The sequence below is a fragment of the Variovorax sp. SPNA7 genome, from assembly GCF_033807855.1.
GTDB lineage: Bacteria > Pseudomonadota > Gammaproteobacteria > Burkholderiales > Burkholderiaceae_C > Variovorax > Variovorax beijingensis.
In genome coordinates, this window is sequence record NZ_CP138514.1 from 593,013 (window position 1) to 614,940 (window position 21,928).

Genomic DNA, 21,928 nt, shown 5'->3' on the forward strand with positions numbered 1-21,928 from the left:
GCCGTGTGGCGCCGCCGACGATTCGGCGAAACCAAACGTGACACCCGGGACCACCAACGAAAGGAGCCATGCGTGTTGAAGAAGGATGACAGGAACCCCAAGGCATTGGCAGCCCTGCCCGATGACGCCTTGCTCGACGCCGTGCAGCGGCAGACCTTTCGCTATTTCTGGGACGGTGCGGATGCCGCCAGCGGCCTGGCGCTCGACCGCCGCACGCTCGTCGGCGCCACCGGCGAAGACCTGGCCGACGAGAGGGTCGCGATCGGCGGCACCGGCTTCGGCATCATGGCCATGATCGTCGCGGTGGAGCGCGGCTGGATCACGCGGGACGCGGCGCTCGAGCGCCTGGGCCGCATGCGGGACGCCCTCCTGCGCGCCAGGCGCTACCACGGCGCCTTCCCGCACTTCATGGACGGGGCGAGCGGCGCGACGATCCCGATGAGCCCCAAGGACGACGCGGGCGACCTGGTCGAGACCTCGTTCCTCTGCATGGGCCTGCTCTGCGCGCGCCAGTATTTCAGCGACGACACGGCCATGGCGCGCCGGTTGCGCGCCGACATCGACACGCTGTGGCACGAGGTCGAATGGAACTGGTTCACCCAGGGCGGACGCGACGTGCTGTATTGGCACTGGAGCCCGAACCACGGCTGGGCCATGAACCATGAGGTGCACGGCTGGAACGAGTGCCTCATCACCTACTTCCTGGCGGCGGCCGCGCCGCGCCATGCGATCGATCCGAAGGTCTACCACCGCGGCTTCGCCTCCGGCCCCGACTTTCTCAACGGCCACTCGTACCACGGCATCGAACTGCCGCTGGGCCCGCCGAACGCCGGCCCGCTGTTCTTTGCGCACTACTCGTTCTGCGGCCTCGATCCGCGCGGCCTGAGCGACCGCTACGCCGACTACTGGGATCTCAACACGCGCCACGTGCAAATCAACCGCGCCCACTGCATCGCCAATCCCCGGGGCTTCCCGGGCTACGGCGAATCGTGCTGGGGCCTGACCGCGAGCGACGACCCCGATGGCTACCTCGCGCACGATCCGAACAACGACAACGGCACCATCTCGCCGACGGCCGCGCTGGCCAGCCTGCCCTACGCGCCCGCCGAGGTGATGCGGGTGCTGCGGCACTTCCTCACCGTGCATGGCGAGCGGGTGTGGCGGGACTACGGCTTCGTCGATGCGTTCTGTGAACGGCGAGACTGGTTCGCAGACACCTACCTTGCGATCGACCAGGGCCCGATCGTCGTGATGATGGAGAACCATCGCACGGGCCTTCTGTGGAAACTGTTCATGAGCGTGCCCGAAGTGCAGGCCGGGCTGCGCGCGCTGGACTTCAGCAGCCCGCATCTCGGGACGTCGGCGGCGTGAGCTTCAGCGTGGCGAGCCCGCAAGACCCGGCATTCGAGCCCTGGCTCGAAACACAGCTGCGCCATTCGGCGACAGCGATGCTGTCGAGCATCTCGCCGGTGTCGATCGTCAAGCACCGGCCGGGCTTCGGCCAGACCGTGCGGCCGATGGCCGGCGCCATCGTCGCCTCGCCCGTGCTCGCCGACTACAACCCGGACCCGGACTACTTCTTTCATTGGTTCCGCGATTCCGCCGTCGTCATCGATGCATTGCGCCTGCTCTATGTTGAGGGGCACATCGGCGACGAAGCCCTGCAGCACCTGCGCGACTTCATCCGCTTCAGCCTGGACTTGAACCGCCTCGACGGCCGCGCCGCAGCCGCGGTGGAGGACCGCAGCGCGTGCGTGGCCCCCGAGCTCCTGCAGTACCTGCGCGAGGACCATGACCTTGCAACAGCTTTCGGCGACCTGGTGGCCGCCGAGACGCGGGTGAACCCCGACGGCACGCTCGACGTCTGCCGATGGAATCGCCCGCAGCACGACGGCGCGCCGCTGCGCGCGCTGGCGCTGCTGCGCTGGGCGGCCGGCGGGCACCTCGACGCGCCGCTGCTGGCGGAAGCTGCCGAGCTGATCCGCTTCGATCTCGACTTCACGCTGCGCCGCTGGCGCGAGCCGTCCTACGACATCTGGGAGGAGGAGCTCGGCCACCACTACTACACGCTGCGCGTCGCAGGGGCCGCGCTGGCCGAAGGCGCGGCATGGCTGGAGGGCCTGGGCGACACGGCGCAGGCGCAGCGCTGCCGGGAAGAGTCGCGCGCGGTGCTGCGCCTGCTCGACGACTACTGGGTGGATGAACGAGATGAACGAGACGCCACGCGCGGCTACTACCGCTCGCGCGCGCCGGAGGACGGCCGGCCCGGTCCGAAGGCACTGGACATCGCGGTGATCCTGTCGGCAATCCACAGCCTAGGCACCGAGGCCGCACATGGACCGGCCGATCCGCGCATGCAGGCCACGCTGGCGCGCCTGGATGCGTTGTTCGATGCGGCCTACCCCATCAACCACGGCCGCGCCGCGGGCCGTGGCGCGGCAATGGGCCGGTATGGCGGCGACGTGTACTACTCGGGCGGCGCGTACTACTTCTCGACGCTCGGCGCCGCCGAGTTCTGCTTTCGCGCTGCCGCGGCGACGGGTGGCGATGCCGGCCATTGGCTCGAACGCGGCGACGCCTACCTCGCCACCGTGCGCGCGTACACGCCGGCCGGCGGTGATTTGTCGGAACAGTTCGACCAGCGCAGCGGCACGCAGACCTCGGCCAGGCAACTGGCCTGGAGCCACGCCGCATTCATTTCGTGTGTCTCGGCGCGCCGCAGCGCGGCCGCCGCCTGCGAGGCGTCGCGGCAGCGATGAGCGCGCGGACAGAGAACCGTGCCGAGCCGGCTGCAAGGACCGGCTTCTTCCGTCAGGTCAGCGAGCTGCTCGGCGCCTTGCGCGTGTCCCCGGTCGCGAAAACGCTCGTCGCGCTGATGGGCGCGATCGTCGTGGTGGTCGCGCTCACGGCGTATGGGCAGATCGAGCTCAACAGCTGGAACAAGCCGTTCTACGATGCGATCTCGCGCCGCGACCTGGGCGAATTCGTCGTGCAGGTCGGCGTCTTCGCAATCATTGCGGGCGCGCTGCTGGTCCTGAACGTGGCGCAGCGGTGGCTCGGCGAAACCTTGCAGCTGAAGCTGCGCGAGGCCGTGGTCAACGACATCGTGGGGCTGTGGCTGCAGCCGCGCCGGGCGTTCTGGCTGCAGGCCAGCGGCCCGATGGGCGCCCACCCCGACCAGCGCATGCACGACGACACGCTGAAGCTGTGCGATCTGTCGGTCACCCTCGGCGTGGGCCTGTTGCAGGCAGCGATGCTGTTCGGCAGCTTTGCGAGCGTGCTGTGGGTCCTCTCCAAGGACTTCAGCCTCTTCTTCAATGGCAAGGACCATGTGCTGCCGGGCTTCATGCTGTGGGCGGCCATTGCCTATGCGATCGCCGGCTCGCTGGTCACCTACTGGGTCGGCAGCGGCCTGATCTCGCGCAATGCCGAGCGCTACGCGCGTGAAGGCGAACTGCGCTTTTCGCTGACGCGCATCAACGAGCATCTCGACGGCATCTCGCTGGCGGGTGGCGAGGCGGACGAGAAGCGCCGCGTCGCCATGCATTTCGGCGACGTCCTGCGCGCCACGTCGCGCGTGGTGCTCGGGCTGACCAACCTGACCTGGGTCACCGCGGGCTTCGGCTGGATCACCATCATCGCGCCGACGCTGGTGGCCGCGCCCCTGTACTTCTCGGGGAAGGTGTCGTTCGGTGGCCTGATGATGGCCGCCGCGGCCTTCACGCAGGCGCAGTCGTCGCTGCGCTGGTTCGTCGACAACTTCAGCATCATTGCCGACTGGCGCGCCACGCTGCTGCGCGTTGCCGACCTGCGCCGGATGCTGGCGTCCGACCTGGAGGCACAGGCAGGCGGCAGCCGCATCGCCTATGAGGAGAGCGAATCCGGGGTGATCGCGATCGACGCGCTCGAGGTCCGCTCCTGGACCGGCCACGATCGGCTGGACGCCCCGGGCCTGGTCGTGCACCGCGGCCAGCGCGTCCTGATCCTCGGCACGCCGGGCACCGAGAAGACCCTGCTGTTCCGCGCGCTCGCGGGCCTTTGGCCCTGGGGCTCCGGCACCGTGCGCCGGCCTGCCGGCGAGACGATCCACTACATGCCGCGCGGCACGCCCTACATTCCCCGCGGCACGCTGGCCGAGGTGCTGTCGTATGCGATGGAACCGTCGAGCTACCCGAGGGAAGCCATGGCGGCCGCACTGGCGAGCGTGGGCCTCCAGCGCCTGGAACCCTTGCTGAACAAGACGGGCCGCTGGGAGAGGGAACTCAGCATGGACGAGCAATTGCGGCTGGGCTTCGCCCGCGTGGTGCTGCAGGCACCGCCCTGGCTGGTGATGGACGAAGCCTTCGGCGCATTCGACGACGACACGCTCGAGCTCATCATCGACCTGCTGGGCAAGCTCGAGCACACGGGCATTGTCCACATCGGCTCGGCCGGAGAAGCGCGCGACCGGCTGTTCACGCAGGTGGTGCATCTGGTCAAGGCGCCGAACACCGTGCGCGAGGAGCAGCGGGCATGAAACACCTCGGTTCCACCGTCGGCCGTGCGCGCCGCGCCCTCATGTGGCTGATGCTTGCGCTGCCCGCGTCGGCCTGGGCGGCGGATTTCGGCTTCAAGCCACCACGCGATCCTGAGGATGCCGCCGCGGCGGACCTGATGCGGGACCTGGCCGGGCGCATCCTGCCGGTATACCAGGACGCGGACACCGATGTCTTCCTGGCCAACCTCGCCGCCCTGCAGATCGTCAGCGGCGCCTACCGTGCAGCCTCCGACAGCAGCCGGGCCCTGCGCACCCGCCGCCAGGGCAAGCCGTTCGACGACCTGGTGCAGCGCGCGATCCTCGACGGCATCTATGCGCGTGCGCGCGCCCTCGAAGCGAACGAGCGCCTCGGCTTCGCCGAAGCCTACGCGCGCGCGTTCCGGGAACTGGTGTCGCCGCTCGACAATGCGCAAGCCCAGGCCATCATGGCGCGGCTCGAAATCCCGGCGGCGGTCTATGCAGAGCCGCTGCGCCGGGCTTTCGATCTCTGGCGCGCGAAGGGCAGCCTCCCGCAGGACGATGCGCTGGCGCTGGTGCGGACCTGGCATTCGTACGAGTCGCGCCGCAGCTTCGGTGCGCTGCTTCCCGAACTGATCGCGGCGGAAAACCGCAACCGCTACGTGGCAGAGGCCGACCTCAGGATTCCCGTGCGCGGAGCTGTCATCCATGCGCGCCTGGTTCGGCCCGGCCGCGCCAATGACGCACCGGGCGCCCTTCCGACGCTGCTGCGCTTCACGCTCGATCCGGCCGAGGACGACGCCCAGCGCAGCGCCGCGAAGGGCTATGTCGGCGTCACGGCGTACGTGCGCGGACGCACGCCCGACGGCAAGGGCGCCGTGTGGCCGTTCGTTCGCGACGGCGAAGACGCCGCTGCCGTCATCGACTGGATTGCCCGGCAGGCGTGGAGCGACGGCCGCGTCTGCATGATCGGCGACGGCTACTCCGGCTATGCCGCCTGGGCCGCCGCCCGCAGGAGACCGGAGGCACTCAAGGCCATCGCCACCATCGCGCCGATGGCGCCGGGCATCGACTTCCCGATGGCCGGACAGATCTTCCGCAACGCCATGGTGCGCTGGGCGCAGGAGCACGCGGATGACGAGCCCCTGCGGACCGGCGCAGACGCCGACCCGGACACGGTATGGCAGGCACTCGACGCACGCTGGTATCGCGGCAATCGCCCCTACTGGGACGTGGACCGCGTCCTGCTCGGCAAGCGCAGCCGGCTGATCCGAACCTGGCTGACGCATCCGAGCCATGATCGCTACTGGCAGAAGTTCCTGCCGTCGGCGGCGCAGTTTGCGCGCATCGACATCCCGGTGCTCAGCTTCGCCGGCTACTACGGCGCCGACGCCGGTGCGCTCTACTTCCACGACGAGCATCGCCGCAACCGGCCGCAGGCCGACACGACGCTGCTGCTCGGCCCCTACGACGCGGCCTCGATCCGGCACGGCACGGCGGCAACGCTGCGCGGCTACACGCTGGATCCGGTCGCACGCGTGGACCTGCCTGAGCTGCGCCTGCAATGGCTCGACCACATCCTGAAGGGCGCGAACAAGCCTGCCCTGCTGATGGACCGCGTCAACTACCAGGTGATGGGCACGGACCAGTGGCGCCATGTGACGGCGCTGGAAGCGCCGCAGCGCACCCGGCTGCGCTTCTACCTCGACACCCGCGAGCGCAGCGATCCGCACCGCCTGTTGCCGTCGCCGGCCGAAGGCGGTGGCAGCGCGCGGCTCTCGGTCGATCTTGCCGACCGGCGTGACGTGCGCACTCCGTGGCCGGACGCGCTGCGCCTTGCGCAGCTGCCGGCGCGCAACAGCATCCGCTTTGTCAGTGATCCACTTCCGCAGGACACCGAGATCTTCGGCAGCTTGAACGGCGTGTTCGACATCACGCCCTCGCGGCAGGATGTGGACTTCAGCATCTCGCTGTACGAGCAGACGGAAAGCGGCGAGTACCAACTGCTGTTCGATCCCTACGACTTCCGCGCCAGCTACGCAGGCCATCGCGTGCGCCGCAGGCTTCTTCGGGCCGGCGAGCGCCAGCTGCTTGCGTTCACCACCGAACGCGCGACGGCTTGCAGGCTTGCGGCGGGCAGCCGCATCGTGCTGCTGGTCGGCCTCAACAAGCGACCCGACCGGCAGGTCAACTACGGCAGCGGCAAGGACGTGAATTCGGAGACCATCGCCGACGCGAAGTGGCCGATTCGAGTGCGCTGGCACGCGCGCAGCTACGTCGAGATCCAGACCGGCACGCCCTGATTGCTCAGCGTGTCGCCGGGCCTTTGCCGTCCAGGGCGCCGATGACGATGCCTTCGCGAGGCGCCAACTCCAGGGACCCCTCGATGGACCCGGCGCGCGCAGGATCGGTCGATGCCAGCACGATCGGCTGGCGCGGCATCAATGCCGGCGAGATCGGCGCCGGGGTGGCGCCGAAGTTCAACAGCACCACCAGCCGCTGCCCTTCGAAGCTGCGCGCATAGGCGAGCACCTCCCCCTCTGCATCGAGCGCTTCGTAGTTGCCCTGGTTCAGCGCAGGCTGCGCACGGCGCAATGCGATGAGGCGCCGGTAGAGCGCCAGCATCGAGCCTGCGTCCTGCGATTGCGCTTCCACGTTGCGCGTGGGCCAGTCGGCCGCCAGGCGCAGCCACGGCGTGCCGGTCGTGAAGCCCGCATGCGCTGCGTCGCTCCACTGCATGGGTGTTCGCTCCGGGTCGCGCCCCAGGCCCATGCCGGGCTTGTTCTTCTCGAACGGGTCCTGCACTTCATCGGCGGGAATGGGGACGTCCGTCATGCCGATCTCGTCGCCGTAGTAGAGCGTCGGCGTGCCGCGCAGCGTGAGCAGCAGCATGGCCGCAAGCCGCGCCATCTGCGGCCCGACGCGGCTCGCGATGCGGGATCTGTCGTGGTTGCCCAGCACCCAGTTCGGCTGGGCGCCGGCGGGCAAGGCGGCTTCGTAGTCGCGCACAAGGCGGTCGATGAGCGCCGCCTGCCACTCGGTCGCGATCAGCTGGAAGTTGAAGGGAAGCTGCACGCCTTCGAGCACACCTTCGGTGTTGAGCCCGTAGTAGGCGACCAGGCGCGCGAGCGGCAGGTAGAGCTCGCCGATCAGCATGCGCGACGAGCGCGCGTCGCTGAACTCGTCGACCACGCGGCGCATCTCGGCCACGATCGGCTGCAGCTCCGGCAGGTCGGTGTTGTAGAGCATCAGCCAGCGAAAGAAGGGGTCCTGGCCTTCGATGAAGTCCGGGTTCGGCGGGTTGTCGCGGAACTGCGCGTCCTTGATGATCTGTGAGAGCACGTCGACGCGGAATCCGTCGACGCCGCGCCGAAGCCAGAAGCGCAGCACCTCGTACATCGCGGCCCGCACTTCGGGGTTGCGCCAGTTGAGGTCGGGCTGCTCCTTCAGGAACGAATGGCCGTAGTACTGGCCGGTGGCCGGATCGAAGGTCCAGGCCGGACCGCCGAAATTGCTGAGCCAGTTGTTGGGCGGCCCGCCGCCCGGCGCCGGGTCGCGCCAGATGTACCAGTCGCGCCGCGGATCACTGCGTGCGCTGCGGCTCTGCACGAACCACGGATGACGGTCCGAGGTATGGTTGGGCACGAAGTCCAGGATGATCTTGAGCTCCCTCGCGTGTGCCTCCTGCACCAGCGCATCGAAGCCCTCCAGCGTGCCGAAGCGCGGATCGATGCCGCAAAAATCGGAGATGTCGTAGCCGAAGTCGGCCATCGGCGAGGGATAGATCGGAGAGATCCAGACGGCATCGACACCGAGCGAGACCAGATGATCCAGCCGGGCGCGGATTCCATCGAGGTCTCCGATGCCGTCGCCGTTGCTGTCCTGGAACGAACGCGGATAGACCTGATAGACGATTCCGCACTTCCACCAGTCGTCGGCTGCCATCTTGATCCTCTCATGGTCGGTTCGAGAGGAGCCATTGTCTCCAGAAAGCGTCGTGGCCGGCCGAAGCCGGCCAAAAGCGGCCGTCCTTCCGCCGCAATGATGTTGCGGTTGCCGCATGGGAGGGCGGGATCGGGTTGCCGCTGACACGACGGTGCGGTAGCCTCCCGGCTCCAATACAGCCAGGAGTCTCCGATGCCCAGTCGTTTACTACTTTCCACTGGCGCCGCCTTCGCAGCCACCGCGCTGATCATCGGTTGCGGTGCCATGCGTTCCTCGAGCGGCAACCCCATGAGCTTCTTCATCACCAGCGCCAACCCCGGCAAGGGCGGCGACCTCGGAGGCTTGGCCGGAGCCGACCGCTTCTGCCAGTCGCTGGCCACGAGTGCCGGGGCGGGCAACAAAACATGGCGCGCTTATCTGAGCACCACTGCCGCGAGCGGGCAGCCGGCCGTCAATGCGCGCGACCGGATCGGCACGGGTCCCTGGACCAATGCCAAGGGAGTGGTCGTCGCGACCAGCGTGGCCGACCTGCACAGCGCCAACGCCAAGGTCGGCAAGGACACCTCGCTGACCGAGAAGGGCGAGGTTGTCTCCGGCTTCGGCGATCCGGTCAATCGCCACGACATCCTCACCGGCTCGCGCCCTGACGGCACCCTGGCCGTGCCCGATCCCGGCAAGGACACCACATGCGGCAATTGGACCAAAAGCGACGGCGGCTCCGCCATCGTGGGTCACCATGACCACAAGGGCACCAATCCCGATCCGGTCGCCAATGCTTCGTGGAACTCTTCGCACGGTACGCGCGGCTGCAGCGTCGACCAACTCAAGACGAGCGGCAGCGCTGGGCTGATGTACTGCTTCGCGACGAACTGACAGTCCAGCAGACCGCCCAACTCCGAGGAGACTCGTATGGGACTTTTAACCTTCAGTCTCAACGTCACCGTGGACGGCTGCGTCGACCACCAGGAAGGAATCGCCGACGACGAGACGCACGCCTTCTTCACCCGCCTCATGGACGAGGGTGGCGCGATGCTGTGGGGCCGCGCTACCTACGAGATGATGGAGAACTACTGGCCGGCGGTCGCCCGCGGCGATGTGGAGGCGCCGCCCGTGGTGCGCGAATGGGCGGTCAAGCTGGAGACCAAGCCGAAGTACGTCGTGTCGTCGGCGCGCACGGAATTCCTGTGGACCAACAGCCACCACGTCGCCGGCGACTTGCGCTCGGGCGTGCAAAAGCTCAAGGACGCGACCCCGGCCGGCGTGCTCCTCGGTAGCGGCAAGCTCGCGACCGAGTTGGACCGGCTGGATCTGATCGACGAGTACAAGTTTCTCGTTCACCCCAGGATCGCCGGCCACGGTCCGACCCTGTACCAGAGCGGGCTGGCCAACACGCGACGGCTCGAACTGGTCTCGGCGAGGCCGCTCGGCAACGGCGCGGTCGCAATGCATTACCGGCGCGGCGGCCAACAATCGGTTGCAGCGGATAGTCCGCTGCGCAGCCCGCCACAAGGCGATCAAACCGATTCGGTAGATGCGCGGTCCTGATCGTGGTGGCCTTGAACATGTCTCTGCGCTCCGTCTTTTCCAGATTCGGCCGGAAGCTGTCCTCGGAGCAGCCGAAGACGTGGTTGGTCCATACGACTTCCGAATGCAAGCTCCACAACCACTCCGAGTTTCAGCTTCGGGTCTCAAATAGCGCCATATCAACAGAAGACATTTCCTGGCTTCTGCGCTTCTTCGAACAACGTGTATCCCAAGGCGAGAAGTTCCGAAGCGGCGAGAGCCTGCAGGTCGGCTGGATGTTCACGATGCTTGAGGACGGGCCGGGAGGGTTCCTGCGAGTTCTGGAGCCCGACATGAAGGTTGTTCCAGTGAAGTTTGTCGATTCGGTCGATGGAACGTTGATGCATCTGCGAAATCAGCGAGATGTTGTCGGAAGCCTCTTCCCGCCGGCAGAGCCAGACTTTCCGTCGCTTCGCCAAAGCGCTGTGGTGCATGTGAACTACAAGGATGCGAGCCGAGTGCTACTCACGCGAAGCGCCGCCGTCGACGGGGCAGACTCTGGTTGGTGGCTCTCGGACCTGGACGACCAGGCGGGTTCCCAAGATCCGACTCGTTTCGTCAAAACTTCTCTCTATCAGCTCGGGATCGACCGTCCGGACCTGGTCAAGTTCTTCGCTGTGCCGGCGGAATTGCAAGTTGCCGTAGACGGCGCCCGCATCAGCGTGCTCGGGCCAGACGGCGAGCTTCAACAGATTCCAGGCTCCTACCTAAGCGAGCTGAACAAGCTCAGGCAGCAACGCGCGTCCTTAACAGCTCCGTCTTCCGAAGGCTGAGGCCAGCTACCGGGCCAGGAGCGAAGGTTCGATTGCTTTCATAACTCTTTACCCGCCTGATCTGTGAAACTCCATTATTCCCTCATCCTCGTTGCAAGCGCGATTTCTGGTTGTGCGACAAAGCAGCTTCCTGAGCCCTCCGCCCCCGAATTTCGTTGCGACATGGCAATTGCGAAACAGGCACTGGCCGGCTACCCTCGGCGTGCCGCCGAGAAAAAAATAGAAGGGTGGGTAGTTGTCACTTATGAGCTCGACGGTTCTGCCAAGGCAAAGAATGTCCGCGTGAGCGAATCGGAACCTATCGATGTATTTGATTCGTCCGCCGTGAGATCAATTGCTGACAGCGTATTCAAGGTCGGCGTGGTTCAAAAGCGTTGCCGCCAAGTGTTTCAGTTTAACTACCAGCGATCGTCTGGCAGGATCGAAACTCCAGTCCACCGCTGACGGCCGAACTGACGGATCTGATCTGCGGCTGTAGTCGGCCAGAACCAAACGCTTGAGGCCCGGCCGGAATTCGCCCCGAAGCAGACATAGGATGTCGAGATGGAAGAGATTGATTGCGAACGCATAAAGCGCGAAAACGAGGCGTTGATTCGCGTGCACGGCGGCGAGATATGTGACTGGCTGCCATCTCCCGACCAGGACACCCCTGCACGTGATGCTCAAGCCGCTGCGCGTCGCGCTCTGGTCCTGAACGCGATGCTGCAAATTGCCTTCAAGGCACCCATTTCTGTCATCAGGGAGTGGATTGCTAGCAATGGCTTGGAAGGGGAACTGTCGAGTTCTGAGCGGGCGATTCTCGATAAAGACGACGGTGATCTCACCGAGCAGGAACGCACCAATCTCTACTGGTACATCGAGGCTCTATGGGCGCTCGCCTGGGCAGCCGGCAAAGTTGAGGACCTCGCATTCAACAAGCCTGTCGGTCCTGAACTTGCGTCTCTGATGCCGAATCTGCGAGAGAACGAGCGTAGCGAGGCCTTCATGAGTCGAGCGAAGCTTCGACCTCGGCAGGAATTGTTCAGGATGAACGACCTCTACTACCGACTCCATTGGTGGACAAGGACGGCCCAGTTGCACGGGGAACCGTCAGGAGACGTGAGCCTGGACATCGTGATGGAGCGACGCAAGGCTCTCGAATGGCTATTGAACGACGACGGAAGCTGGGACGACGTCGAACTCAGCACCTAGAGTCGGGTGCCGGCCAGGACCGGACCTTCGCAACTGCGGCAGAATTCGGCCATTCGAACTCAGGTGATAGGTCAGATGACGCGGCGCTCTACAACTCCTTGGGAAGGTCTGAACAGGTCACAAATTGGCGTGCGCTGAGGGCCAATGGTGTGCATGGTGATGAACCGCATCGCCGGATGCCCCGAAGCGACAAGACCTGCCCCTCATCCAGCGCCCTCAGACTGTTTGCGGACGCACCTGCTCCAGCATCGCAATCAGCTTTCTGCGGGCCATCCACAGGTTCGACAGCGCAAACAGCGTGATCACATGCGCCGTGTTCTTGGCCAGTCCCTTGAACCTCACCTTCACGAGCCCGAACAGCCGCTTGATCACCCGGAACGGGTGCTCCACCTTCGCGCGGATGCTCGCCTTCTGATACTCCAACTTGCGTGCCCTGTCCTTGGCGCGGCCCTCTGGCATCTTCGCCATGTCGCTGGGTCGGCCCGCGATGTGCCATTGCACACCCCGCTTCACACGGCTCTGCGCTCCCCGGTAGCCCGAGTCTGCCCATACGGCGTCCTCTTTGCCGTGAAGCAGGTCGCCCACCTGTTCCACGTCGGCCTCGTTGGCCGCAGTGGTCGTCACCGTGTGAACCAGCCCCGAGTCCGCATCCACACCGATGTGCGCCTTCATCCCGAAGTGCCATTGGTTTCCCTTCTTCGTCTGGTGCATCTCAGGGTCTCGCTCGCCGCTCTCGTTCTTGGTGGAACTGGGCGCCGAGATGATCGTGGCATCGACAATGGAACCTCTCTTCAGCAGCAGCCCCTTCCTGGCCAGGTGGGCGTTGACCTGCTTGAAGATGTCTTCGGCCAGATCGCTGGCTTCCAGCAGGTGGCGGAAGTTCAGGATGGTCGTCTCATCGGGGATGGCCTCCAGACCGAGTCCGGCGAACGTGCGCAGCGAGGCGATCTCATACAGCGCTTCTTCCATCGCCGGGTCGCTCAGGGCGAACCAGTTCTGCATCAGGTGCACGCGCAGCATGGCTTGCAACGGGTAGGGTCGACGGCCTCGGCCTGCCACTGGGTAGTGAGGTTCGATGACCTTGAGCAGCGCCTTCCACGGCACCACCAGTTCCATCTCGCCAAGGAAGACTTCGCGCCTTGTCTTCTTCCTCTTGCCCGCTTGCTCGGCATCCGCAAAACTGATCTGGCTCATCGCTCTTGCTCCTTTGCAGGGTTCAGCCCTCATGCAAGAAACGTGCTCTTGATCAGACCTTCCCCTTGGAAGAAGAGTCGTACCTATGGCGACCTGTATGGTGGCCGAACTCGCCGGAAATTGACTGACAACATCTTTGCTCGCGCGCACTCGCTGCAGCGCCCTGCCGATGGGCAACGCCTGCCCGTGCTCCTGCAGGACAATCCTTCGCGCGACTATGTGTTTCCAGTCAGTGTAGAAGAAGCAGCAGCGGCACTCGAGCGTCTTCCGTCACAGCACCGCGAAGGCATCACTCACATCTGGCTGCGAAAGCGTACGCGTCACCAAGATGGACCAGATGCATCGCTCGCGGAGTTCATTTGTGGCAGCGGCGTGCGCGTAGTTGTTCTGTACGCTTGGCCTGCAGATGGCGTATTACCCTTGGGAAGACGACAGCCTCCACGAGGCGAAATTGCACACTTCATTCGGTTCGGAGGTGTGCTGCGGCAAATGCGAGGCTCGTGGACGATTTTTTTCGAAATGGCAGGACTGCGTCGCTTCTATCTCGAGCACCTGCTATGCCACGAGGTCGGGCACCACGTGGATTGGTTCACCCGTTTTTGGAGCAAGGCGAACGCCAAGAAAGTCGAGGCAGCCGCGGACCAATATGCCTATGCTTGGGGTCCCCTCGTCAGTGGAAAAATCCTTGAGCCCTAGCGGTCTTTCTAGTGAGCTGCATTCGGTCGTGGCTGAACTTCATCGGTTGAAGCGAATCCCTGCCGATGATGCTGGCAAGCTGCTCGACCGTTCCTCTCACAAGTTCGGCAGACGACCTGTAGCGGCCGTTGAATATGCGGGAGAACTCCATGCCTAGAATGGCGCATCTCTTGCCAGCCGACAAGCATGACCTGCCGAAGGCAGAAGCGATCGTCGCTCTTGGCTATCCGGCGGTCGACGCGCTTCTTCCCGAGTTGATCGCTTGGATGAAAGACATCAACTGGCCTGTCGCAAAGGTCTTGTCTCCCTTTCTGGCCGGCATTGGTGAACCATTGGCACCTCATCTGAGGATGATCTTCGAGTCTGAAGATCACGTCTGGAAGTACTGGGTGCTCGACAAACTTGTTGCTCCGTCATCCAGGCTCGCAATAGCCATCAAGCCGCATCTTTTGCGCATGGCCTTGGAGCCGAGCCCAGGTGAAAGCGATGAAGAGGTCGATGAGATCGCTCGAAGGATCCTGGCGAAGAAAGCAGCCTGAGTAGGCAGTGACAAAGTCCTTCGGGTATCTGCTATCGAGGATGAGGGATCCTGAAGCTCCGCCGGTCGCAACCGGCTACAGCCGGCCAGAACCAGATGTTCGAAGCGCAGTTGGTGAATATCAAGATGACAAATAGAAGCTCCGTAAAGCTGAAGAACTCGTTCGCCACTGCTCTCTCGGTCATCGTGGAACCGTGGGCAAATGAGTTTCACCTTCCGCCCGGTTCGGAGTGCGAGGTTGTCTCTATCGGAGGAGCTGTAGATACCGAGATCCTTATCGAACTGGAGGCGCCGTCCACGCTAATCTTTTGGGTCAACACCCCCGGTGCTCTGTATGAGTACTGGCAGGATGGCAAGCTCGTAGACTAGGCTGCAATTTGAATCGCCCCCGGGGCGATTCAGGCCGACATTCGACACTCACCTTGTCGGGCCCATGACCTAGAAGGTGACTAGCGATTCGAGGAAGTTATGCAACGAGGACTCACAGTGCTTCTCATGCTGAGCGTAAGCCTCGGCTTCAGCATTTGCGTACGAGCCGATTCGCGGGCAGCGACCAAAGACGTGATGCTCTTTCTGCCGTCACCTCTAGGACCCGTTGAAGGTGAGAACGCCAAAGCAGTCGAGACCATTTCTTTCTTCTTGGAGCAACGACGTTGCTCGGGGCTTGTTGCGGGCAGCGTGGTGGTAGACGCCATCGGATTCGCCGCGGTCGGCTCTTCAGACCGGGAGGAGAGTGCCGCGCGCGTGCGAAGCCATACCGTGGGTGCTTACTTGACCTCGCATCTCCCGAGCTACGTGCGAATCTACCCATTGGGGCCAATCGCGCCTTTTAAACAAAACAACAGGTGGGATGAATTTGCTTCGCGAACATCCTCACCTGGAGCGGTCATGGTCAGCGTCCGCTGCACTGGGGCTTCCTAAGTGTTTGCGGGGACTCTCCTGCAGACCGGTTTGAATCTCCTCGGCGTTCGCAAAAAAAACCGGGGGCAATTTACTTCAGGTTGCTGCGCGAAACAACGGATGTTGAATGCAGCTTATCGCGTAGACCAACGGCCGCTTTGGAGCAGTCGGAAAGACGGCTTCGGGCCCGTACAGCTGTACACAGGTGCCCCATAGCCGCTATACGCGTCGCACGCACCCGAAACTCCGCTGACCGCGCACCGAGCCAACGCATGGTCTGCGGTTCAATGGGCGGCGTCACACGCCACTTCGGTACAGCTGGTCGGCTGGCCGAAATGGCGCTGGAACGCGCGCAAGAGGGCGGCAATGCTGGCACAGCCCTCCCCCATCGCGACGTCGAGCACCGACAGCTCACGCACAACCAGATAGCCCCTCGAGTCGGATGCGCGATGCTATTCCTCGTCGCGCACCCGATACTGGCTCACCAGCGCCTGCTGGACCGTCGGCGGCACCGCTTCGTAGTGCGACAGCGCAATGGTGTAGCGGCCCTGGCCGCTGGTCATCGCATTGAGCCGCGACTGGTAGCTGGCCAATTCGGCCTCGGGCACCTGCCCGCCAATGGCCACGGTGCCGCCTCCCAGGCCCGAGGTGCCGGTGACCAGGCCGCGGCGCGCCGACAGGTCGCTCGTGACGTCGCCCACGGCATGCTCGGGCACGGCGATCTCGATCTGCACGATCGGCTCGAGCACCACCGGCCGGGCCTCGCGGATCGCGGCCATGAAGGCCTTGCGGCCGGCGGTCGCGAAGGCGATGTCCTTGCTGTCGACGCTGTGGTGCTTGCCGTCGTACACCACCACGCGCACATCGACCACGGGGTAGCCCGCGATCGCGCCGTACGCCAGCACCTCGCGCACGCCCTTCTCCACCGCGGGAATGAACTGGCCCGGGATCGCGCCGCCCCTGACCTCGTCGGCAAACTGGAAACCCGCGCCGCGCGCGAGCGGCTCGATGCGCAGGAAGACCTCGGCGAACTGGCCGGCGCCGCCGGTCTGCTTCTTGTGGCGGTGGTGGCCCTCGGCCGGCGCGCTCACGGTCTCGCGGTAGGCGATGCGCGGCGGCCGCGTCTGGACCTCGAAGCGGTACACCTCGCGCAGGCGCTCGAGCACGATGCGAAGGTGCAGCTCGCCAAGCCCGTAGAGCACCGTCTCGTTGGTCGCGGCCACATGCTCGATGCGCAGGCACGGATCCTCGGCCGCGAGCTTGCCGAGGATCTCCCACGCACGCTGCTCGTCGCCATGGCGCTTGGGCTCCACGGCCAGGCCATGCACCGGCACCGGGAACGGCAGCGGCGCGAGGTGCACGTGGGCGTCTTCCGCCGCGTCGTGCAGCACGGCATCGAAATGGATCTCCTCGACCTTGGCCACCGCCACGATGTCGCCCGGCACCGCACGCGACACCTCGACATGGTCCTTGCCCTGGAGCATGAACAGGTGCGCCACCTTGAAGGGCTTGCGGCCGTCGCCGATGTAGAGCTGGCTGTCGCGCGTGACCGTGCCCTGGTGCACGCGGAAGATGCCCATCTTGCCGACATAGGGGTCGACCGTGACCTTGAACACATGCGCCAGCACGTGCAGCGACGGGTCGGGGCTGGCCTCCATGGGCTTGGCCTCTGCGCCTTCGCCCATGATGAAGTCCGGCGGATTGGCCTCGGTCGGGTCGGGCAGCAGCTTGACGATCACGTCCAGCAGCTCGGCCACGCCGGCGCCGCTGCGCGACGAGACGAAGCACACCGGGATCAGGTGGCCTTCGCGCAGTGCCTGTTCGAGCGGCGCGTGCAGCTCGGCCGGGTCGACGTCGCCCTCCTCGAGGTAGCGGTCGACGAAGGCGGCGTCGACCTCGACCACCTGCTCCACCAGCGCGCGGTGCGCCGCCTCGACCGGGCCGAAGTCGGACTGCCCGAAGCGGTTGAAGAAGCAGTCCACCACCTGCCGGCCGACCCCGTCAGGCAGGTTCAGCGGCAGGCATTCGCGGCCGAAGGTGGCCTGGATGTCGGCCAGCAGGCCCGCCAGCGAGACGCCCTGCGAGTCGATCTTGTTGACGATGATCATGCGCGTCAGGTGGCGCGAGGCCGCGTACTCCATCATGCGCACCGCCATCGGCTCGATGCCGGTGGCGGCGTTGATGACCACTGCCGCCGTCTCGACCGCCTCCAGCGCCGGCAGGCTCTGGCCCAGGAAGTCGGGCCCGCCGGGCGTGTCGATCAGGTGGATGCGCGTGCCGGCGTGCGTGAGGTGCATCACCGATGCGTTGAGCGAGTGCTGCATGCGGCGCTCGAGCGGGTCGTGGTCGCTGACGGTGCTGCCGCGTTCGATGCTGCCGCACGCCGCGATGGCGCCCGCCTTGTGCAGCAGGTTCTCGGCCAGCGAGCTCTTGCCGGCGGCCGCCGCGCCCACCAGCGCCAGCGTTCGCACGGCCTGCATTTCGGCCGCAAGGCCGTTCGATCGGCTTGGCATGGCATGCACTCCTTTGCGCGCCCGCAAGGCCGGCCCGGCGGCCCGCCAGGGCTCGGGTGCTGCGCATGGACGCCAGGCCAGCGTACGGGATTGGCCGTGCCGACGCAAGCAGGTGGCTGCCCGGGGCCTGCTTCGAACGCCCGTCGAAATGCTGCACCGGTACGGCGTCCAGGCAGCCATGCCTGCACGGCTTCGGCATGGAGCCGCCGGTGCGGGGCCGGCTTACTCGGACGGCCGCGTCGCCGTCAGACCGGTGGGTGGGCCGTCGATCGCGGTCCAGCCGCCATCCACCGACAGCGAGCTGCCCGTGATGTAGCTGGCCGCGTCGGACGCGAGAAAGGCCACCGCCGAACCCACTTCCGACGGCTGCCCCCAGCGATTGAAGACCGTGTGGGCGGCATAGGTGTCGTAGATGGCCGGGCGCTCCTTGAGCGGCGCGGTCAGCCTGGTCTCGATGATGCTGGGCATGACCGCATTGACGCGCACGCCATAGCTGCCCACCTCCGAGGCGAAGCCCTTGACCATCTGCGCGATGCCGGCCTTGGTGGCTGCATAGATCCCGAGGCCGGGCTCGATCGTCACCGCGCGCATCGACGAGCACAAGATGAGGCTGCCGCTCCCCTGCTTCATCATCGGCGCGCCGAAGCGGCGCATGAAGTGGAAGGCGCCCTTGAGGTTCAGGTTGACGACCTGGTCGAACTCTTCGTCCGTGTAGTCGACGATGAGCTTGCGGATATTGAGCGCCGGCGTTGCCACGGCAATGTCGATGCGCCCGCGCACCGCCAGCGTGTGCGCAGCCAGTGCCGCGATGTCCGCGCCGCTGGCCGCGTCGGTGCAGCGCCATTCGGCCGAGCCCGCGCCCGATTGCGTGATCTGCTCGGCCGTCGCCTGTGCGCCGTCGGCGTCGCGGTCCGCGCACACGACGTGCGCACCGAGCGCGCCCAATGCATGGGCCGACGCCTGGCCGATGCCCGACGCCGCGCCCAGCACCACGGCCGTCTTGCCGCTCAGATCGAAGAGTTGGCGGTAGTTCTGCATGTTGGATCTCCGTGGATCAGGAAGTGTAGGAATTCAGGGAAGCATCCAGGCCAGCGGGCCTGCCTGCAAGTAGACCAGCGTGGAAAGCGCCAGCAGCAACAGCAGGCTCCAGCCGATCACCTTGCGGAAGATCGCGCCCTCCTGCCCGATGATGCCGACCGCGGCCGCGCCGACGGCCAGGCTCTGCGGCGAGATCATCTTGCCGAGCACGCCGCCGGATGCGTTGGCCGCGGCCAGCAATGCGGGACGGATGCCGGTCTCGTTGGCCGCGGCGACCTGCAGCGCGCCGAACAACGCGTTCGAGGAATTGTCCGACCCCGTCACGGCCACGCCGATCCAGCCGATCACCGGCGAGAGAAAGGCGAAGGCCGGGCCGGTCTGCGCCATCCAGCGGCCGAGCGTGATCGTCTGGCCGGAGTAGTTCATCACGAAGGCCAGGGCCAGCACGCACAGCACGGTGGGAATGGCCCAGCGCAGCTGCCTGAGCGTGGCGCCATAGGTGCGAACGGCCGCGGCGGGCCGCACGCGCAGCAGCATCGCCGACAGCAGTCCTGCCACCAAAAGGAGCGTGCCGGTCGCCGACAGCGAATTGAGCGTGAAGACCGAGGACACGGGCTTGCCCGCCGCATTGACGATGTCCACCCCCGGCCACGGAAAGCGCAGGGTGCCCGCCGAGAGCCATTGCTGCACGCCCTTGATCTGCGCCAGGGAGAAGATGGCAATGATCAGGATGTAGGGTGCGTAGGCGATCCATACGGTGCGTGCGTCGTGCCGCGCCACCGCCAGCTGCGACGGCTCCACGTCTTCGATGCGCCCGGGCTGCACCGGCTGCCACACGCGCAGGAACAGCATGAGCGCGCCGGCCGAGCCAAGGGCACCGAACACATCGGCCAGCTCGACCGAAATGTGGTTGGCGGCAATCCACTGCGCCGCGCCGAACGCGAGGCCCGCAACCACGGCGGCGGGCCAGGTCTGGCGAAGGCCGCGCCTGCCGTCGAGCAGGCCGACGAGGATCAGCGGCACGAAGGCCGCCAGGATCGGCGTCTGGCGCCCGACGATCGCACCCAGCAGGCCGAAGGGTTCGCCCGACACCTGTGCCAGCGTGACGATCGGCACCGCGAGCGCACCGAAGGCGACGGGCGCCGTGTTGGCCACCAGCGCCAGCACGGCGGCCTTCATCGGCTTGATGCCGATGGCCAGCAGCATGGCGCCCGAGATGGCAATGGGGGTTCCGGCGCCGGCCAGGGCCTCGATCAGCGCGCCGAAGTTGTAGGCGATGATGATCGACTGGATGCGCGGATCGGGGCTGATGCGCGCGAAGCTGTCCTTGAGCACCGCGAAATGGCCCGACTGCACGGTCAGGTTGTAGAGCCAGATCGCATTCACGATGATCCACAGCACCGTGAGCACGCTGAAGGCTGCGCCGTAGAGGCCGAGGTTGAGCGTCGTGGCCCACGGCATGCGGTAGGCGAACACCGCCACCAGAACGCAGATGGCGAGCGAGACGAAGGCCGCGACGTGCGGCGCGACGCGCAGCCAGCCCAGCATGACGAACATGGTGAGAAGCGGCAGCGCGGCCAGCGCCGACGACAGCAGCAGGGACCCGCCGACCGGGTCGTAGATCTGTTGATACAAGGGATGTCTCCAAGGGTCTTGTGGCGGCGCGGCCGTCTTTGCGGCTGCCGGGGCTGCGCGTGCGCGCAGCAGCGCGATGTCAGGGTTTGAAGAAGGAGGTCGGCACCATCAGCCTCGTCTCCTGCGAAACGAGGTAGGCGGCCGCCGCGCTCTTCTCGAGGTAGCTCGCCCAGGCCGGGTCGCGCTGCATCGCGGCGCGCTTGTTCGCGCGATCGGCCGCGTCGGCAAAGACCCAGATGTGCGTGTAGCTGTTGACGTTGCCGGTCTCGGTCTGCAGATAGGCCAGCGGTTCGCCGAGGTGGCGGCGCTGGATGTCGAAGCCGTGCTCGGCATACAGCGCCAGGTGGCGCTTGAGGGTGCCGGGGCGGCAGGTGTAGGTGCGTACGTCGTAGAGCATGTGTTTTCCGTTTCTTTGAGGTTCTTTGCGGTTCAGGAGGGTTCTTTCATTCAGTCCACGGTCGCGCCGGAACGCTCGACCAGTGCGCCCCAGCGCTTCACTTCCTGTGCGACGAAGGGCTGGAAGGCTTCGTGCGTGTCGCCGATGGCGTCGGCGCCGAGTTCCTTGAGGCGCGCCTGCACGGCCGGGTCGGCCACCGCTTGCGCGATCGAGGCGGACAGCCGGGCCACCACCGGTGCCGGCGTGCCGGCCGGCGCGAAGAGGCCGAACCATGAGCGCGCCTCCATCTGCGGATAGCCGGCTTCGGCGAAGGTCGGCACCTCGGGCAGGTTGGCGCGGCGGGCCTTGCCGGTCAGCGCCAGCGGCCGCAGCTTGCCGGCCTGCACCTGCGACAGCACTTCGGGCAGGTTGGCGAACATCGCCTGCACCTGGCCGCCGATCAGGTCGGTCTGGGCCAGCGCGCCGCCCTTGTAGGGCACGTGCAGCATGCGCGTGCCGACCAGGGTGTTGAACTGCTCGCCGGCCAGGTGCGCGGCAGTGCCGGTGCCGCCGGAAGCGAAGTTGAGCCTGTCGCCCTGCCCTTTTGCATAGGCCGCGAACTCGGCCGCGCTGCGTGCCGGCACGCCCGGGTTCACCACCAGCACCAGCGGCACCGACGCCAGGTTCGACAGCGCCGCAAAGTCCTTCGTCAGGCTGTAGTCGAGCTTGCGGTAGAGCGTCTGGTTGATCGCATGGCTCGAGGTCGCCATCAGGATCGTGTAGCCGTCAGGCGCGGCGCGGGCCACGGCCACGGCGCCGATGTTCCCGTTGGCCCCGGCCTTGTTGTCGACCACCACGGGCTGGCCGAGCTGGTCCGACATCTTCTGTCCCACCACGCGGGCGATCACGTCGGTGGCGCCGCCGGCGGCAAAGGGCACCACGATCCGTATCGGGCGTGTCGGAAAGTCGGCTGGGCCTTGCGCATGGGCCTGCACGAGCGCGCAGGCGCCCAGTGCCGCCAGGGCCGAGGCCCGCAGCAGTTTGTTCATGTCTATGTCTCCTTTATGGGAT

The 21,928-nt window shown here is 66.0% G+C and carries 18 protein-coding genes and 1 pseudogene; 12 read left to right on the forward strand and 7 right to left on the reverse strand.

From position 1 onward, the window contains the following. The first annotated feature begins 72 nt into the window (after positions 1 to 72). From RZE77_RS30495 to RZE77_RS30510, 4 genes are read left to right on the forward strand one after another with little or no spacing between them, the layout of a single operon-like run. Positions 73 to 1,371 carry a glucoamylase family protein gene (locus RZE77_RS30495; RefSeq protein ID WP_319443425.1) on the forward strand — a complete coding sequence of 433 codons (1,299 nt, stop codon included), beginning with the start codon at positions 73 to 75 and terminating at the stop codon, positions 1,369 to 1,371. Beyond that, positions 1,368 to 2,759, forward strand: coding sequence for a glycoside hydrolase family 15 protein (locus RZE77_RS30500; RefSeq protein WP_319443426.1), 1,392 nt, complete (start codon positions 1,368 to 1,370; stop codon positions 2,757 to 2,759). The genes RZE77_RS30495 and RZE77_RS30500 overlap by 4 nt, the downstream gene beginning before the upstream one ends. After that, positions 2,756 to 4,516, forward strand: a complete 1,761-nt coding sequence (locus RZE77_RS30505; protein WP_319443427.1) for an ABC transporter ATP-binding protein/permease — start codon at positions 2,756 to 2,758, stop codon at positions 4,514 to 4,516. The genes RZE77_RS30500 and RZE77_RS30505 overlap by 4 nt, the downstream gene beginning before the upstream one ends. Continuing rightward, positions 4,513 to 6,798: a CocE/NonD family hydrolase gene (locus RZE77_RS30510; protein WP_319442428.1), complete on the forward strand. Its 2,286-nt coding sequence runs from the start codon at positions 4,513 to 4,515 to the stop codon at positions 6,796 to 6,798. The genes RZE77_RS30505 and RZE77_RS30510 overlap by 4 nt, the downstream gene beginning before the upstream one ends. A 4-nt stretch (positions 6,799 to 6,802) precedes the next feature. Here the strand turns inward: RZE77_RS30510 and RZE77_RS30515 are convergent, their stop codons facing one another. Next, positions 6,803 to 8,440, reverse strand: coding sequence for an alpha-amylase family glycosyl hydrolase (locus tag RZE77_RS30515; protein ID WP_319442429.1), 1,638 nt, complete (start codon positions 8,438 to 8,440; stop codon positions 6,803 to 6,805). A gap of 192 nt (positions 8,441 to 8,632) precedes the next feature. Between RZE77_RS30515 and RZE77_RS30520 the strand changes: the two genes are divergently transcribed. The 5 genes and pseudogenes from RZE77_RS30520 to RZE77_RS30540 all read left to right on the forward strand — a co-directional run bounded on the left by RZE77_RS30520 (position 8,633) and on the right by RZE77_RS30540 (position 11,967). Beyond that, positions 8,633 to 9,313, forward strand: coding sequence for a hypothetical protein (locus tag RZE77_RS30520; RefSeq protein WP_319442430.1), 681 nt, complete (start codon positions 8,633 to 8,635; stop codon positions 9,311 to 9,313). A gap of 36 nt (positions 9,314 to 9,349) precedes the next feature. Then, positions 9,350 to 9,898, forward strand: a pseudogene (locus tag RZE77_RS30525) (dihydrofolate reductase family protein); the annotation flags it as partial. A gap of 104 nt (positions 9,899 to 10,002) precedes the next feature. Then, complete coding sequence (locus RZE77_RS30530; RefSeq protein WP_319442431.1) at positions 10,003 to 10,776, forward strand: immunity protein Imm33 domain-containing protein; 774 nt, start codon at positions 10,003 to 10,005, stop codon at positions 10,774 to 10,776. 63 nt (positions 10,777 to 10,839) lie between these two features. Continuing rightward, complete coding sequence (locus RZE77_RS30535; RefSeq protein ID WP_319442432.1) at positions 10,840 to 11,220, forward strand: TonB family protein; 381 nt, start codon at positions 10,840 to 10,842, stop codon at positions 11,218 to 11,220. Positions 11,221 to 11,319: 99 nt separating this feature from the next. Continuing rightward, positions 11,320 to 11,967, forward strand: a complete 648-nt coding sequence (locus tag RZE77_RS30540; protein WP_319442433.1) for a DUF4272 domain-containing protein — start codon at positions 11,320 to 11,322, stop codon at positions 11,965 to 11,967. A gap of 216 nt (positions 11,968 to 12,183) precedes the next feature. Here the strand turns inward: RZE77_RS30540 and RZE77_RS30545 are convergent, their stop codons facing one another. Then, complete coding sequence (locus tag RZE77_RS30545) at positions 12,184 to 13,161, reverse strand: IS5 family transposase (protein WP_319437985.1); 978 nt, start codon at positions 13,159 to 13,161, stop codon at positions 12,184 to 12,186. Between the two features lie 48 nt (positions 13,162 to 13,209). Here RZE77_RS30545 and RZE77_RS30550 point away from each other — a divergent pair, with 48 nt between their 5' ends. The 3 genes from RZE77_RS30550 to RZE77_RS30560 all read left to right on the forward strand — a co-directional run bounded on the left by RZE77_RS30550 (position 13,210) and on the right by RZE77_RS30560 (position 14,764). Further along, positions 13,210 to 13,857 carry a hypothetical protein gene (locus tag RZE77_RS30550; RefSeq protein ID WP_319442434.1) on the forward strand — a complete coding sequence of 216 codons (648 nt, stop codon included), beginning with the start codon at positions 13,210 to 13,212 and terminating at the stop codon, positions 13,855 to 13,857. 149 nt (positions 13,858 to 14,006) lie between these two features. Then, positions 14,007 to 14,396 carry a DUF5071 domain-containing protein gene (locus RZE77_RS30555; protein ID WP_319442435.1) on the forward strand — a complete coding sequence of 130 codons (390 nt, stop codon included), beginning with the start codon at positions 14,007 to 14,009 and terminating at the stop codon, positions 14,394 to 14,396. A 95-nt stretch (positions 14,397 to 14,491) separates the two neighbouring features. Further along, entirely contained in the window at positions 14,492 to 14,764 is a 273-nt protein-coding gene (locus tag RZE77_RS30560; protein WP_319442436.1) for a hypothetical protein, read from the forward strand. A 983-nt stretch (positions 14,765 to 15,747) separates the two neighbouring features. Here RZE77_RS30560 and fusA read toward each other — a convergent pair. The 5 genes from fusA to RZE77_RS30585 all read right to left on the reverse strand — a co-directional run bounded on the left by fusA (position 15,748) and on the right by RZE77_RS30585 (position 21,906). Then, the gene (gene fusA, locus RZE77_RS30565) at positions 15,748 to 17,808 is read right to left on the reverse strand and encodes an elongation factor G (RefSeq protein ID WP_319442437.1); all 2,061 of its coding nucleotides are present in this window, start codon (positions 17,806 to 17,808) and stop codon (positions 15,748 to 15,750) included. A 222-nt stretch (positions 17,809 to 18,030) separates the two neighbouring features. Continuing rightward, entirely contained in the window at positions 18,031 to 18,846 is an 816-nt protein-coding gene (locus RZE77_RS30570) for an SDR family NAD(P)-dependent oxidoreductase (protein ID WP_319442438.1), read from the reverse strand. A 33-nt stretch (positions 18,847 to 18,879) separates the two neighbouring features. Then, positions 18,880 to 20,481, reverse strand: coding sequence for an L-lactate permease (locus RZE77_RS30575; RefSeq protein ID WP_319442439.1), 1,602 nt, complete (start codon positions 20,479 to 20,481; stop codon positions 18,880 to 18,882). 79 nt (positions 20,482 to 20,560) lie between these two features. After that, positions 20,561 to 20,878 (reverse strand): NIPSNAP family protein, encoded by a 318-nt coding sequence (locus tag RZE77_RS30580; protein ID WP_015865600.1) that lies wholly within the window; start codon positions 20,876 to 20,878, stop codon positions 20,561 to 20,563. A 50-nt stretch (positions 20,879 to 20,928) separates the two neighbouring features. Beyond that, a complete protein-coding gene (locus tag RZE77_RS30585; RefSeq protein ID WP_319442440.1) occupies positions 20,929 to 21,906 on the reverse strand; it encodes a tripartite tricarboxylate transporter substrate binding protein in 978 nt (325 codons plus the stop codon). Positions 21,907 to 21,928: the final 22 nt, after the last annotated feature.

Coding starts and splice junctions, on each gene's coding strand:
- RZE77_RS30505 (WP_319443427.1), top strand. CDS start 2,756: ATGAGCGCGCGGACAGAGAACCGTGCCGAGCCGGCTGCAAGGACCGGC.
- RZE77_RS30510 (WP_319442428.1), top strand. CDS start 4,513: ATGAAACACCTCGGTTCCACCGTCGGCCGTGCGCGCCGCGCCCTCATG.
- RZE77_RS30515 (WP_319442429.1), bottom strand. CDS start 8,440: ATGGCAGCCGACGACTGGTGGAAGTGCGGAATCGTCTATCAGGTCTAT.
- RZE77_RS30520 (WP_319442430.1), top strand. CDS start 8,633: ATGCCCAGTCGTTTACTACTTTCCACTGGCGCCGCCTTCGCAGCCACC.
- RZE77_RS30530 (WP_319442431.1), top strand. CDS start 10,003: ATGTCTCTGCGCTCCGTCTTTTCCAGATTCGGCCGGAAGCTGTCCTCG.
- RZE77_RS30540 (WP_319442433.1), top strand. CDS start 11,320: ATGGAAGAGATTGATTGCGAACGCATAAAGCGCGAAAACGAGGCGTTG.
- RZE77_RS30545 (WP_319437985.1), bottom strand. CDS start 13,161: ATGAGCCAGATCAGTTTTGCGGATGCCGAGCAAGCGGGCAAGAGGAAG.
- RZE77_RS30555 (WP_319442435.1), top strand. CDS start 14,007: ATGCCTAGAATGGCGCATCTCTTGCCAGCCGACAAGCATGACCTGCCG.
- RZE77_RS30560 (WP_319442436.1), top strand. CDS start 14,492: ATGTTCGAAGCGCAGTTGGTGAATATCAAGATGACAAATAGAAGCTCC.
- fusA (WP_319442437.1), bottom strand. CDS start 17,808: ATGCCAAGCCGATCGAACGGCCTTGCGGCCGAAATGCAGGCCGTGCGA.
- RZE77_RS30570 (WP_319442438.1), bottom strand. CDS start 18,846: ATGCAGAACTACCGCCAACTCTTCGATCTGAGCGGCAAGACGGCCGTG.
- RZE77_RS30580 (WP_015865600.1), bottom strand. CDS start 20,878: ATGCTCTACGACGTACGCACCTACACCTGCCGCCCCGGCACCCTCAAG.
- RZE77_RS30585 (WP_319442440.1), bottom strand. CDS start 21,906: ATGAACAAACTGCTGCGGGCCTCGGCCCTGGCGGCACTGGGCGCCTGC.